The organism is Rhodococcus sp. ACPA1 (genome assembly GCF_002300195.1).
Lineage (GTDB): Bacteria > Actinomycetota > Actinomycetes > Mycobacteriales > Mycobacteriaceae > Rhodococcus_F > Rhodococcus_F opacus.
This window is the reverse complement of sequence record NZ_NSDX01000011.1, coordinates 232,438-245,638: the sequence shown is the minus strand read 5'-3', so window position 1 is coordinate 245,638 and position 13,201 is coordinate 232,438. Positions and strand designations below refer to the sequence as shown.

The 13,201-nt window shown below is 68.8% G+C and carries 11 protein-coding genes; 4 read left to right on the top strand and 7 right to left on the bottom strand.

Going from position 1 to position 13,201, the window contains the following annotated elements; translation table 11 throughout:
• Positions 1 to 4: 4 nt before the first annotated feature.
• From pip to panB, 3 genes are read right to left on the bottom strand one after another with little or no spacing between them, the layout of a single operon-like run.
• The gene (pip, locus tag CJ177_RS37490; RefSeq protein WP_061044174.1) at positions 5 to 970 is read right to left on the bottom strand and encodes a prolyl aminopeptidase; all 966 of its coding nucleotides are present in this window, start codon (positions 968 to 970) and stop codon (positions 5 to 7) included.
• 7 nt (positions 971 to 977) lie between these two features.
• On the bottom strand, positions 978 to 1,439 hold the full coding sequence (locus CJ177_RS37485) for a hypothetical protein (RefSeq protein WP_095870154.1): 462 nt from the start codon (positions 1,437 to 1,439) through the stop codon (positions 978 to 980).
• 40 nt (positions 1,440 to 1,479) lie between these two features.
• Entirely contained in the window at positions 1,480 to 2,349 is an 870-nt protein-coding gene (panB, locus tag CJ177_RS37480; RefSeq protein WP_005247779.1) for a 3-methyl-2-oxobutanoate hydroxymethyltransferase, read from the bottom strand.
• A gap of 183 nt (positions 2,350 to 2,532) precedes the next feature.
• On the opposite strand from panB, the gene CJ177_RS37475 reads away from it, so the two are divergent.
• From CJ177_RS37475 to CJ177_RS37460, 4 genes are all read left to right on the top strand, one after another.
• Positions 2,533 to 4,101, top strand: coding sequence for an alpha/beta hydrolase (locus CJ177_RS37475; protein WP_095870153.1), 1,569 nt, complete (start codon positions 2,533 to 2,535; stop codon positions 4,099 to 4,101).
• Between the two features lie 116 nt (positions 4,102 to 4,217).
• Complete coding sequence (gene glnA / locus CJ177_RS37470) at positions 4,218 to 5,558, top strand: type I glutamate--ammonia ligase (protein ID WP_005247775.1); 1,341 nt, start codon at positions 4,218 to 4,220, stop codon at positions 5,556 to 5,558.
• An 8-nt stretch (positions 5,559 to 5,566) separates the two neighbouring features.
• The gene (locus CJ177_RS37465; protein WP_005247772.1) at positions 5,567 to 8,581 is read left to right on the top strand and encodes a bifunctional [glutamine synthetase] adenylyltransferase/[glutamine synthetase]-adenylyl-L-tyrosine phosphorylase; all 3,015 of its coding nucleotides are present in this window, start codon (positions 5,567 to 5,569) and stop codon (positions 8,579 to 8,581) included.
• On the top strand, positions 8,578 to 9,543 hold the full coding sequence (locus CJ177_RS37460; RefSeq protein WP_005247770.1) for an endonuclease/exonuclease/phosphatase family protein: 966 nt from the start codon (positions 8,578 to 8,580) through the stop codon (positions 9,541 to 9,543). Before CJ177_RS37465 ends, CJ177_RS37460 begins: the two co-directional genes overlap by 4 nt.
• 3 nt (positions 9,544 to 9,546) lie before the next feature.
• Here the strand turns inward: CJ177_RS37460 and CJ177_RS37455 are convergent, their stop codons facing one another.
• From CJ177_RS37455 to CJ177_RS37440, 4 genes are read right to left on the bottom strand one after another with little or no spacing between them, the layout of a single operon-like run.
• Positions 9,547 to 10,530, bottom strand: coding sequence for a glycine betaine ABC transporter substrate-binding protein (locus CJ177_RS37455; protein WP_095870152.1), 984 nt, complete (start codon positions 10,528 to 10,530; stop codon positions 9,547 to 9,549).
• Positions 10,530 to 11,303: an ABC transporter permease gene (locus CJ177_RS37450; protein ID WP_005247766.1), complete on the bottom strand. Its 774-nt coding sequence runs from the start codon at positions 11,301 to 11,303 to the stop codon at positions 10,530 to 10,532. Before CJ177_RS37450 ends, CJ177_RS37455 begins: the two co-directional genes overlap by 1 nt.
• On the bottom strand, positions 11,300 to 12,526 hold the full coding sequence (locus CJ177_RS37445; RefSeq protein ID WP_095870151.1) for an ABC transporter ATP-binding protein: 1,227 nt from the start codon (positions 12,524 to 12,526) through the stop codon (positions 11,300 to 11,302). Before CJ177_RS37445 ends, CJ177_RS37450 begins: the two co-directional genes overlap by 4 nt.
• Positions 12,519 to 13,169, bottom strand: coding sequence for an ABC transporter permease (locus CJ177_RS37440; protein WP_095870231.1), 651 nt, complete (start codon positions 13,167 to 13,169; stop codon positions 12,519 to 12,521). Before CJ177_RS37440 ends, CJ177_RS37445 begins: the two co-directional genes overlap by 8 nt.
• Between the last annotated feature and the right edge of the window lie 32 nt (positions 13,170 to 13,201).

Genomic DNA, 13,201 nt, shown 5'->3' with positions numbered 1-13,201 from the left:
CGCGTCAGTCGCGGAACCGGTCCGTTGCCTCGACGAGGTGATGCACGATGCCCGGCTCCATCGCCGAGTGTCCCGCGTCGTCGACGATCTCGAGTCGCGAACCCGGCCAGGCCCGGTGCAGCGCCCACGCGCTGGTCGCCGGGCACACCACGTCGTAGCGTCCCTGCACGATCACGCCCGGAATGCCGTCCAGTGCGGCGGCGTCCCGGAGAAGCTGACCCTCGTCCAGGAACCCGCGGTTGTGGAAGTAATGGTTCTCGATGCGGGCGAAGGCCAGCGCGAACCTCGGCTGGGACGTCTCCACCACTCGTTCCGGTTTGGGGAGCAGCGAACTCGTCGCGCCCTCCCACGTGGACCACGCGACCGCGGCCCGCGTCGCGACGTCGGGATCGTCGGATTGCAGCAGCCGGTGGTAGGCCTCGACGAGGTCGCCGCCCCGCTCCGACTCCGGCACCGGCGCCAGGAACTCCTCCCACAGTTCGGGGAACAGATGTCCGGCACCGCCGTTGTAGTACCAGTCGATCTCGCTGCGACGCAGCAGGAAGATGCCACGCAACACCAGCTCGGTGACCCGATCGGGATGCTTCTGGGCGTAGGCGAGAGCCAACGTGGAGCCCCACGACCCGCCGAAGACCTGCCACCGGTCGATATCGAGATGGCTGCGCAGCAACTCCACATCGCCGAGGAGACGGTGGGTGGTGTTGACCGACAGATCGGCCCCGTCGGCGACGTGGGGTGTGGAGCGTCCGCATCCGCGCTGGTCGAGCAGCACGATCCGGTACACCTGCGGGTCGAAGAACTGTCGTTGCGCGGGATCGGTGCCGCCCCCGGGCCCGCCGTGGAGGAACACGACCGGCTTCCCGTCGGGGTTGCCGCTCTGCTCCCAGTACATCTGCTGACCGTCGCCGACGTCGAGATGCCCGAACTGGTACGGCTCGAGCGGCGGGTACAGGGTGCGCAGCTGGGTCACGTCGGCCTCAGAACCCGATCAGGCCGGACGCCAGGTCGGGGATCACCAGTGCGGTCACCGCTTCCTGCCGGATGCCGGGGCAGGCCGCCGTCGTGATGACGTCGATCCGGCCCCGGTCCTGCAGGAAGTCGAGCGCGTTGAGGTTGTTCTTCGCGATCCACGTGCCGACCAGACCGTTCAAGCCGGTCTTGCCGATGGTCGGCGTGTAGGTGCGCCAACTCTGCAACTGACCTTCGAGGTCGGTGCACAGCTGGGCGGCCTGCGCCTCGGTGACGCCACCCGCCACCAGTGCGGTGCCGGGAACCGCCGTGGTGGCCGGTGCTGGGGGCGCGGTGGAGCCGGGCGCGGGTGCGGGGGGCGGTCCGGCACACCCCGTGACGACCGCCGCGGCCGCCACCGCCGCGGCCACCATCACGGCCAGGCGGTGACGACGTCCGGTGCCCTGCACGCGTCGCTGTCCCATGAACATCCCCCTCGAGTGTGTGCCGGCCCGGTGAGTCGAGGACGACCTAGAAGCTGTGCTCTTCCGCCGGGAACGTTCCGGCGCGTACCTCGGTCGCGTATGCGGCGGCCGCGTTACGCAACTCGTCACCGACGTTACCGAAGCGCTTGACGAACTTCGCCGTCTTGCCGCTGGTGTAGCCGGCCATGTCCTGCCACACGAGGACCTGGGCGTCACACTCGACGCCCGCGCCGATGCCTACGGTGGGGATGGTGAGCTTGCGGGTGACCTGGCCTGCGATCTCGGCGGGCACCATCTCCATGACGACGGAGAACGCGCCGGCCTCCTGCACGGCGATCGCGTCGGCGACCAACTGTTCGGCGGCGTCGCCGCGGCCCTGTACGCGGAAACCGCCGAGCGAGTTCACGCTCTGCGGGGTGAACCCGACGTGGGCCATGACGGGGATGCCTGCCGCGGTGATGGCGGCGATCTGCGGCGCGACGCGCTCGCCGCCCTCGAGCTTGACCGCGTGGGCGAGCCCTTCCTTCATGAACCGGGTCGCGGACGCGAGGGCCTGCTCCGGGGAGCTCTCGTAGCTGCCGAACGGGAGGTCCGCCACCACGAGAGCGTGCGGCGCACCGCGGACGACGCCGCGAACGAGAGGGAGAAGTTCGTCAATCGTGACCGGGACGGTGGTCTCGTATCCGTAGACGACGTTGGCGGCCGAGTCGCCGACGAGGAGAACGGGAATCCCGGCTTCCTCGAAGATGCGGGCGCTGGAGTAGTCGTAGGCGGTGAGCATCGCCCAGCGTTCGCCCTCGGCCTTCATGGCCTGAAGGTGGTGGGTTCGGGTCTTGCGCTTGGGAACGTCGTGCGATGGTGCTGATCCGTAGAGCCGATCTTCTGACGTGCTCGCGGACGACTTGCTATCGGACATCGTTGTCCCTTTCTGGCCTCGAGGCCCTTGACGGGTCCCCGGGTGCGGGTGATGACGCCTACAGTCTGCCACCGGCCCGCGGGGGAGCGAAGGGCTCGCGCGGGTGCAATAGGTCACACCCACCGTCTGTCCTCTGACCTGCGGGAAGGCCTGCCGGCGCAGAACCCCTGGCACGATCGTCCTATGTCGAAGAGTGCTCGGGTACCGGCCGCGTTCGCGGGGTGCGTCGCCGTCGTCCTTGTCGTCGCAGGCTGTGCGGGAGGCGGACCGGACGCCGGCGAGGCCGTCGCCGAACCGTCGGCGGCCGAGGCGGCCCCGGCCGGACCGATCCCCGCCGGGCTCGAGGAGTTCTACACGCAGCAGGTGCAGTGGGGGTCGTGCGAGGGCTACAGCACGGACGGGTCTCCGCTCGGCGACACTCTCGACTGCGCGAAGGTGACCGTGCCGAACGACTACGCGAACCCCGGGGGCGCCACCGCACAGATCGCCGTCTCCCGGTCGAAGGCGACCGGCGACAAGGTCGGATCGCTCCTCGTGAACCCCGGTGGCCCGGGGGCGTCGGGTATCGGGCTGGCGTCCGTGGCCGACGGCACCGACATCGCGGAGCGGTTCGACGTCATCGGTTTCGATCCGCGCGGCGTCGGCGCGTCCACGCCGCAGGTGAGCTGCCTGACCCCGCCGGAGGTGGACGCGCGGCGCAAGGACGACGACGTCGACATGAGTCCCGCCGGAATCGCGCAGACGGAGGCCGAGAACCGTGAGTACGCGGACAAGTGTGCGGAGCGGACCGGCGTCGACGTCCTTGCCCACGTCGGAACGTACGACGTGGTGCGCGACATGGACGTCATCCGGTCGGTGCTCGGTGACGAGAAGCTCAACTACCTCGGCTACTCGTACGGCACCCGGCTCGGCTCGACGTACGCGGAGACGTTCCCGGGAAACGTGCGCGCGATGGTCCTCGACGGTGCCCTCGACCCGGAGCAGGACCCGACGGAGGAAGTGATCCTGCAGGCGGCCGGATTCCAGTCCGCGTTCGACGCGTTCGCCGCGGACTGCATCCAGCAACCGGACTGCCCGCTCGGCACCGACCCGGCACAGGCGGACGCGAGGTTCCGGGCGCTCGTCGACCCGCTGATCGCCAAGCCGGCCGCGACCACCGACCCGCGCGGACTCAGCTACACCGATGCGATCACCGGCGTCCAGCAGGCCCTGTACTCGCCGAATCTGTGGGGCCCGCTCCGCGGAGGCCTGGAGAGCCTGCAGACGGGGACGGGCGATTCGCTGCTGATGCTGGCCGATCTGTACGAGGGGCGCGCCGACGACGGCACGTACTCCAACCTCAACGACGCCTTCAATTCCATCCGCTGCATGGACGATCCGCCCGTCACCGACCGCGCGGCCGTCGGGGAGGCGGACGTGCGGTACCGCCAGGCGGCGCCGTTCCTCGACGACGGTCGCGGCACCGGCAGCGCGCCGCTGGACGTCTGCGCGTTCTGGCCCGCGCCGAACACGGGCTCGCCGCACACCGTGTCGGCGCCCGGGATCCCGCCGGTCGTCGTCGTGTCGACGACCGAGGACCCGGCGACGCCGTACCAGGCGGGCGTGGATCTGGCGAAGCAGATGAACGGCTCGCTCGTCACGTACCGGGGCACTCAGCACACCGTCGTTCTCGACGGCGAGGCGTGCGTCGACGACGCCGTCTCGGACTATCTCGTCGACCTCGCGGCGCCGCCCGCGGACCTGACGTGCTGACCCACGCATGTGACGGGGTCGTCCGAGGTGCCCGCACGCTGGCACGATGCGGAATCCGGCATAGTCGAATCAACGAAGTAACACAGATTTAACGAACTTTGCTTACTCTCGCGGACATGGATCGCCAAAAGGAATTCGTGCTTCGCACCCTCGAAGAGCGCGACATTCGGTTCGTCCGATTGTGGTTCACGGACGTTCTCGGATACCTGAAATCGGTGGCGATCGCCCCCGCGGAACTGGAAGGCGCCTTCGAGGAAGGCATCGGGTTCGACGGATCCGCGATCGAGGGCTTCTCCCGGGTGTCCGAGGCGGACACGGTCGCGAAGCCGGACGCGTCCACCTTCCAGGTGCTGCCGTGGAGTTCGAGCAAGGGGCACCAGCACTCCGCCCGCATGTTCTGCGACATAGCCATGCCCGACGGTTCCCCCTCCTGGGCGGATTCGCGGCACGTGCTGCGCCGTCAGCTGAACAAGGCGAGCGATCTGGGCTTCAGCTGCTACGTGCACCCCGAGATCGAGTTCTTCCTCCTGGAGAACGGGCCTATCGACGGCACGCCGCCGAAGCCCGCCGACTCCGGCGGCTACTTCGACCAGGCCGTCCACGACTCCGCTCCCAACTTCCGCCGGCACGCGATCGACGCACTCGAGTCGATGGGCATCTCCGTCGAGTTCAGCCACCACGAAGCGGCTCCCGGCCAGCAGGAGATCGACCTGCGGTACGCGGACGCCCTGTCGATGGCCGACAACGTGATGACGTTCCGATACGTCGTCAAGGAGGTCGCGATCGCCGAGGGCGTGCGCGCCACGTTCATGCCGAAGCCGTTCAGCGATCAGGCCGGCTCGGCGATGCACACCCACATGAGCCTGTTCGAGGGCGACACCAACGCCTTCCACAACCCGGACGATCCGATGCAGTTGTCGGAGACCGGTAAGGCGTTCATCGCCGGCATCCTCGAGCACGCCAACGAGATCAGCGCCGTCACCAACCAGTGGGTCAACTCCTACAAGCGTCTGATCCACGGCGGCGAGGCCCCGACGGCGGCGTCCTGGGGCCCGTCCAACCGGTCGGCGCTGGTCCGCGTCCCGATGTACACGCCGAACAAGGCGTCCTCGCGGCGCGTCGAGATCCGGAGCCCAGATTCGGCCTGCAACCCGTACCTGACGTTCGCGGTGCTCCTCGCCGCCGGTCTGCGCGGAATCGAGAAGGGCTACGAACTTCCGCCGGAGGCCGAGGACGACGTGTGGGCGTTGACGTCGGCCGAGCGCCGCGCCATGGGCTACCGGGAACTGCCCGGCAACCTCGACGGCGCGCTGCGTGAGATGGAGAAGTCGGAGTTGGTGGCCGAAGCACTCGGCGAGCACGTGTTCGACTTCTTCCTGCGCAACAAGCGTCGCGAGTGGGAGGAGTACCGGAGCCACGTGACGCCGTTCGAACTCAAGACGTATCTGGGGTTGTGAGCAAGAGCATGGTGAAGCCTCCGGCAGCGCGTTCTGCCGTTCCCGGTCCGGGTCGTCTGGGTCTCGTCGAGCCGACCGCTCCGTCCGAACTCCGCGATCTGGGCTGGGTCGGTGAAGACAGCATCGAACTGCTCTGGTCGTTGTCGCGGGCCGCGAACGCCGACCTCGCCCTCCGCACCCTGGTGCGCCTGAAGGACGGGCTCGGTGAGGGCTGGGCCGAACTCGATGCGGCGCTCCGCACCGACAAGGGCCTCCGTGGCCGACTGTTCGGGCTGTTCGGCGCGTCCAGCGCGTTCGGCGACCACCTGGCCGCGGATCCTGCGTCCTGGAAGATCCTGGCCGGCGACGTCCGCCTCCCGTCGAAGGACGAGGCGACCGCCACGATGATGGCCGCCGTCGGGGCCGAACCCGAGGACGGCGCCCACCCGGACGCAAAACTGTACCGGGCGAAGGTGACCGGACCCGATGCCATCGCGGCGCTGCGCAAGGCGTACCGCGACGAGCTGATGCTGCTCGCTGCCGTCGACCTCGCGGCGACTGTCGAGAACGAACCGGTACTTCCGTACCAGACTGTCGGACATCAGCTGTCCGATCTGGCGGACGCCGCGCTGAACGCCGCCCTCGCGGTGGCCGTCGCAGCCGTGTGCCCGGACGCGCCGTGCCCCGTGCGGCTGGCCGTCATCGCCATGGGCAAGTGCGGCGCCCGCGAACTCAATTACGTCAGCGACGTGGACGTGGTCTTCGTCGCCGAACCCGCCGACGCGATCGCCAGCCGGATCGCGGGCGAGATGATGCGCATCGGGTCCTCGGCCTTCTTCGACGTGGACGCCGCGCTGCGGCCGGAGGGCAAGCGCGGGGAACTCGTCCGCACCCTCGAATCGCATGTCGCGTACTACAAGCGCTGGGCCAAGACCTGGGAATTCCAGGCGCTGCTCAAGGCCCGCCCGATGATCGGCGACGTCGCGCTCGGACAGCAGTACGTCGACGCCCTCAGCCCGATGGTGTGGACCGCGTCGGAGCGCGAGGACTTCGTTCCCGAGGTGCAGGCGATGCGCCGCCGGGTGGAGGAGATGGTTCCGCCGGAACTCCGCGAACGCGAACTGAAACTGGGCCGCGGCAGTCTGCGCGACGTCGAGTTCGCCGTCCAGCTCCTGCAACTCGTGCACGGCCGCGCGGACGAGGCGCTGCACGTCCAGAGCACCATCGACGCGCTGACCGCCCTCGCCGCCCGCGGCTACGTGGGCCGCGACGACGCCGCGAATCTCGCTGCGTCCTACGAATTCCTGCGGTTGCTCGAGCACCGGCTGCAGTTGCAGAAGCTGCGGCGCACACACACCCTCCCGCCCGCCGACGACGAGGAAGCGCTGCGCTGGCTGGCTCGCGCGGCGCACATGCGGCCCGACGGCAGCAAGGACGCACTCGGCGTTCTCAACGCGGAGATCAAGCGCAACTCGCACCGCGTGCGACGGCTGCACGCCAAGCTGTTCTACCGGCCGCTGCTCGAATCGGTGGCGCGCATCGACAAGGAGGCGCTGCGGCTGAGCCCGGACGCGGCCATCCGCCAGCTGGCGGCGCTGGGCTACACCGCCCCGGAGAACGCGCTCGGGCACCTCACCGCACTCACCAGCGGCGCGTCCCGCAAGGGCCGCATCCAGGCGCTGCTGCTGCCGACGCTGCTCGAATCGCTCGCCGACACACCGGATCCCGATGCGGGTCTGCTCGCGTACCGGCGCCTGTCGGACGCGATGACCGATCAGACCTGGTTCCTCCGCCTGCTGCGTGACGAGGCCTCGGTCGCCGAGCGGCTGATGACGGTACTCGGATCCTCGGCCTACGTTCCCGACCTGCTGATCAAGGCGCCGGACGTGGTGCGCCTGTTCGCGGATTCACCGGCCGGACCGCGACTGCTGGAGTCGAAGCCGGAGGACGTCGCACGCGGCATCCTGACGGCCTCGGCACGCCACGACGACCCGGCCCGCGCGATCGCGGCGGCGCGCTCCCTGCGCCGCTACGAGCTGGCCCGTATCGCCTCCGCGGACATCCTCGGCATGCTCGACGTGCCGGGCGTGTGCAAGGCGCTGTCGTCCGTGTGGGCGGCCGTGCTCAATGCCGCCCTGGCGGCCGTGACCAAGGCGAGCGAGAAGGAACTCGGCACCCCCGCTCCCGCGACCTTCACGGTGATCGGCATGGGCCGGCTCGGTGGCGGTGAGCTCGGCTACGGTTCCGACGCGGACGTGCTGTTCGTGTGCGAGCCGCGCGAGGGGATCGACGAGACGGTCGCCGTCAAGTGGGCCAACAGCATCGGCGACAAGGTGCGGGCTCTGCTCGGCGCGCCCAGCACCGATCCGCCGCTGGAGGTCGACACCGGCCTGCGCCCGGAGGGTCGCAGCGGCCCGATGGTGCGCACGCTGGCGTCCTACGAGGCCTACTACGCGCAGTGGGCGCAGGCCTGGGAGATCCAGGCACTGCTGCGCGCGCATCACGTCGCGGGCGACGCCGATCTGGGGCTGCGCTTCCTGCACATGATCGACAAGACCCGCTACCCGGAGGGCGGGGTGTCGGAGCAGGCGGTCCGCGAGATCCGGCGCATCAAGGCGCGCGTCGACTCCGAGCGACTGCCGCGCGGCGCCGACCCCGCGACGCACACCAAGCTCGGGCGCGGCGGTCTAGCCGACATCGAATGGACCGTGCAGCTGATCCAGCTCCGGCACGCCCACGAGATCGAGTCGCTGCACAACACGTCGACACTCGAGACACTCGACGCGATCGGCGCGGCCGAGTTGCTCAGCGAGTCCGACGTCGATCTGCTGCGTGACGCGTGGATCACGGCGACGAAGGCGCGCAACTGCCTCGTGCTCGTTCGCGGCAAGGCCACCGACCAGCTGCCCGGTTCGGGCCGGGTGCTGTCCGCGGTCGCGCAGATCGCCGGCTGGGGTGGCGGCGATGCGGGCGAGTTCCTCGACAACTACCTGCGGGTGACCCGGCGGGCCAAGGCTGTGGTGGAGAGAGTCTTCGGGGAGTGATCGCCACCTGGGGGGTGCGGGCGCTGATGGCGCTCGGGTGGCTCGCGGTGCTCGTCGGCGTGTTCGGCGTCGTGCTGAGGTTCCTCGACGTCCAGAACCAGCGTCTGCTCGTGCTGGCGTCCGCGGCGCCGTACCTGATGGCGGCCGCCGCGGTCGGGGTGCTGCTGCTGGGAATCACCCGGCACTGGATCGGTTTCGGGGTCGCGCTGGCCGTGGCCGCGGTGGCCACACTGTCGCAGGGCCCGCTGTACGTGGCGAACAGTTCGGTGACGGCGTCCGGGCCGGAACTGACGGTGATGCAGGCCAACATCTGGCTCGGCAACGCGGACGCCGACTCCCTCGTCCGGCAGATCCGGGACCGCGACGTGGACGTGCTCACCACCAACGAACTCACACCGGAGGCCGTCGACCGGTTGGTGGCCGCGGGAATCGAATCGACGCTGCCGTTCTCGTTCCTCATGCCCGGCAGTGGCGGCGAGGGAACCGGGATCTGGAGCCGGTACCCGCTGACCGACAAGGTCCACCACTCGGAATTCGTCCTGTCCGCGCTGTCGGCCCGGGTGGAACTCCCGGACGGTGCGAGCACGGCTCTGTACGCGTTCCACCCGGTTCCGCCGTGGCCGTCGGATCCGTCGCTGTGGTCGCGCGAGATGGACCGCATCACAGTCATTCTCGACGCCGTCCCCGCCGACTCGGGACCGGTGATCGTCAGCGGCGACTTCAACTCCACCCGCGACCACGTGAAGTACCGCAACCTCGTGACCGGACGCTACCGCGACGCCGCGGACCAGGTGGGTGCCGGAATCCAGAACACGTATCCCGCCGACCGGCAGCCGTTCCCGCCGATGATCGCGATCGACCACATCGTCACGAGCGGAGCGCAGGCGGAGTCCGTGGAATCGGTTGCCCTGACGGGTTCGGATCATCGAGGCCTGATCGCGAAGATCGCCCTCGGCAGCTGAGCGTCACGGGAGCGTGACGAATCCCTTCTCCACCAGCCAGTCCCGGGCCACGTCCGCCGGTTCCTCGCCCTCGACGTCGACCCGCCGGTTCAGTTCGGTGATCTCCTCGTTGGTCAGCGCCGCGGAGATCGGGGCCATCACGTCCGCCACCTGCGGATGTGCCTCGGCGAAATCCTTGCGCATGGTGATCGCCGGGTTGTACTTCGGGAAGAACTGGCGATCGTCCTCCAGCAGCACCAGATCGAGCGCGATGATGCGGCCGTCCGTCGTGAACACCTCGCCGAACTTGCACTGCGTCCCGTCCGCGGTGGCCTGATAGATGATGCCGGTCTGCAGGATCTGGCGGTTCGCGCGGGCGGGGTCGAAGCCGTACTTGGCGGCCATACCCGGGAACCCGTCCTGCCGGACGTTGAATTCGGTTTCGACGCAGGTCGTCGCCGCGGCGGGGTCGCGGTTGACCAGATCCGCGTACTCCGACAGGGTGGTGATCCTGGTTTCCTCGGCGGTCTGCCTGCTCATCGCGAGTGCGTACGTGTTGTTCATCGGGGCCGGATCCACCCACACCATGCCGTTGCTATCGAGGTCCTCGTCGCGGACCGCCTCGAACTGCGCGGTCGGGTCGGGAATCGGAATCTCGTTGCCGAGGTAGTTGATCCACCCGGTCCCGGTGTACTCGTAGGTGACGTCGATCTGCCCGTCCAGCTGGGCGTCCCGCGTGCTGTTGGACCCCTGGATGTTGGTGAGGTCGCGCACCTCCGCGCCGGCGGCGCTGAGCGCGAACTCGATGATGTACCCGAGGGTGACCTGCTCGGTGAAGTCCTTGGAACCGACGGTGATCTTGACGTCCTCGAGTTCGGGGACGGGCTGGATGCTGCCCGGTTCCACCGACAGCGGCAGGGCGCCACCGGATTCGAGGCCGCAGGACACTGCGAGGACACCGCACAGTGTCACCGCCGTCGCGGCGATCGCCTTCCGGAGGTGGTTCATCAGCGCAGCCCCTTCGGGCCGAGGAACTCCTCGGCCAGGGCGCCGCACCAGTCGACGAGCAGCGCGAGCGCGACCGCGAGCACGGCTCCCACCACCAGGGTCACGTTGTCGCGCAACTTGTATCCGGTGTCGATGAGGATTCCCAGACCGCCGGCGCTGACGAGGAAACTGAGTGTCGCGGTGCCCACGGCGAGCACGAGCGACGTGCGCAGTCCCGCGAGGATGTACGGGACGGCGAGCGGGAACTCGACCTTCCGCAGGACGAGACCGGCGGTCATGCCCTGTCCGCGCCCGGCGTCGATGACGGCGGGATCGACCTCCTGCAGACCCAGGATCGTGTTCCGGAGAACGGGCAGGAGAGAGTAGAACGCGATGGGGAGCACCCCGATCCAGAATCCGGTGGTCCCCGTCGCGAGGAAGAGCAGCACCAGCAGTCCGATGGCCGGCGCGGCCTGTCCGATGTTGGCGATTCCGAGGAAGATCGGTGCCAGCTTGGTGAACCCGGGCCGCGTCAGGAGGATCCCCAGCGGAACCGCGATGACGACGACGATCGCGACCACCGCGACCGTGATCAGTACGTGCTGCCACGTCAGGGTCGCGATGTTGGCGGCGTTGAGACTGCCCTTCTGCGTGGCGGTGAGTTCGCGGTTGAAGGCCCAGGCGAGCACACCCGCCACCAGGATCACGACGATGATCGGCTGGACCAGCAAGCGGGCCCGCTCCGACCGCCGGGCGGCAGGTGCGGTGGGCTTCGTGGCGACGGCCGCCGTCATGACGGTGTCCCGCCCTCGCTCGCCCCGTTCTGCTTCGGCTCGCTGTCCTCGTCGTCGTGCGCGTGTTCCTCACGCATCGCGGACAGGTGCGTCACCAGTGTGTCGATGGTGATCAGGCCGCGGTACTCGCCCCGCCGGCCGGTGACGATCGTCGACGCACTGCTCTCCGCCAGGAGCGCTTCGAGGGCGTCCTGCAGCGTCGACTGGGTGGACACCACCTCTTCGATCGGGTCGCCGATGTCGCGCAGCGAGGTGGCGTTGGCCAGTTGCCGCAACGACACCCAGTGGGTCGGTCGGTCCCGCGCGTCCAGGAGGACGCCCCACTTGATCTTGCGGGGTGCGATCGCCGCCCGCAGATCGTCCACCGAGCCGTCCTCGTACGCGGTGGGGCAGTCGAGGAGTTCGACCTCCGCTACCCGGGTGAGCGTCAGCTGCTTCAGCGCCGCGTCCGCGCCGATGAACCCGGCCACCATGTCGTTGGCGGGATGGGCGAGGATCGCATCCGGAGTGTCGTACTGCATGATGTGCGACTGGTTGCCCAGGACCGCGATCCGATCGCCCAGCTTGACCGCCTCGTTGAAATCGTGCGTCACGAAGACGATCGTCTTGCCGAGATCGGACTGCAGTCGCATCAACTCGTCCTGCAGCAGTCCGCGCGTGATCGGGTCGACCGCGCCGAACGGCTCGTCCATGAGCAGGACCGGGGGATCGGCGGCCAGCGCCCGCGCCACCCCGACCCGCTGCTGCTGACCGCCCGACAACTGCCGGGGGTAGCGCTCGCGGTAGAGGTCGGGTTCGAGTCCGACGAGGTCGAGCATCTCGTCGGTGCGGTCGGCGATCTTCTTCTTGTCCCAGCCGATCAGACCGGGGACCGTGCCGACGTTCTTGGCGATCGTGAGATGCGGGAACAGTCCGGCCTGCTGGATCGAGTAGCCGATGCCGCGCCGCAACTTGTCCGGGTCGATGGACAGGGCGTCCTTCCCGCCGATCGTGATCTTCCCCGACGTCGGTTCGATGAGCCGGTTGATCATGCGCATGGTGGTGGTCTTGCCGCAGCCGGACGGGCCGACGAGAACCACGATCTCCCCGGCGGGGATGCGCATCGACACGTTGTCGACGGCCGCCTTCTCCTGGCCCGGGTAACTCTTGACGACGTCTTCGAGGACGATGTCCACGCCCGAGACGGTGCTTCCGTTGGTGTGCGGTGTATCGAGGTCAGGCACGGATCCCCCTGGAGGTGGTGAGTCGGCCGATGACGGCGAGGACGCCGTCGAGTACGAGGGCGAGGATCACGATGAGAACGGTCCCCGTGAGGGCCTGCGGTATCGCGGTCGGGCTGCCGACGCGGGACAGTCCCGAGAAGATGAGGTTGCCGAGCCCGGGACCCTTCGCGTAGGCGGCGATCGCGAGGATGCCCATCAGCATCTGCGTGCTCACCCGCATGCCCGTCAGAATCGACGGCCAGGCGAGCGGGAGTTCGATCCTGCTCAGCACCGTCGTGCGGCTCATCCCCACGCCCCGGGCGGCGTCGGTGACCGCGGGGTCGACGGAGGCGAGTCCGAGGATGGTGTTCCGGATGATCGGCAGTAGTGCGTACAGCACGAGAGCGGTGACGGTAGGGGCGACACCGAGGCCGAGGATCGGGATCAGCAGGCCGAGCAGAGCGAACGACGGGATGGTGAGGATCGTGCTCGCGAGTGCGGTGGCGATCGAGGAGCCCGCCGGACTGCGGTACACGAGGATACCGATCGCCACCGCGACGATCGTGGCGATCACCACCGACTGCACGACTGCGCTGACGTGCAGGAACGAGTCGGTGACCAGTTGCTGCTTGCGGGCGGAGACGAAGTCCCACAGTTGCTGCATGTCCAACCGTGAACACCTTTCTCCCGATGTGA

Excerpts from the sequence above, each read along its gene's own strand:
- CJ177_RS37485 (WP_095870154.1), bottom strand. The coding sequence starts at position 1,439 with ATGTTCATGGGACAGCGACGCGTGCAGGGCACCGGACGTCGTCACCGC.
- panB (WP_005247779.1), bottom strand. The coding sequence starts at position 2,349 with ATGTCCGATAGCAAGTCGTCCGCGAGCACGTCAGAAGATCGGCTCTAC.
- CJ177_RS37450 (WP_005247766.1), bottom strand. The coding sequence starts at position 11,303 with ATGACGGCGGCCGTCGCCACGAAGCCCACCGCACCTGCCGCCCGGCGG.
- CJ177_RS37455 (WP_095870152.1), bottom strand. The coding sequence starts at position 10,530 with ATGAACCACCTCCGGAAGGCGATCGCCGCGACGGCGGTGACACTGTGC.
- glnA (WP_005247775.1), top strand. The coding sequence starts at position 4,218 with ATGGATCGCCAAAAGGAATTCGTGCTTCGCACCCTCGAAGAGCGCGAC.
- CJ177_RS37440 (WP_095870231.1), bottom strand. The coding sequence starts at position 13,169 with ATGCAGCAACTGTGGGACTTCGTCTCCGCCCGCAAGCAGCAACTGGTC.
- CJ177_RS37465 (WP_005247772.1), top strand. The coding sequence starts at position 5,567 with ATGGTGAAGCCTCCGGCAGCGCGTTCTGCCGTTCCCGGTCCGGGTCGT.
- CJ177_RS37475 (WP_095870153.1), top strand. The coding sequence starts at position 2,533 with ATGTCGAAGAGTGCTCGGGTACCGGCCGCGTTCGCGGGGTGCGTCGCC.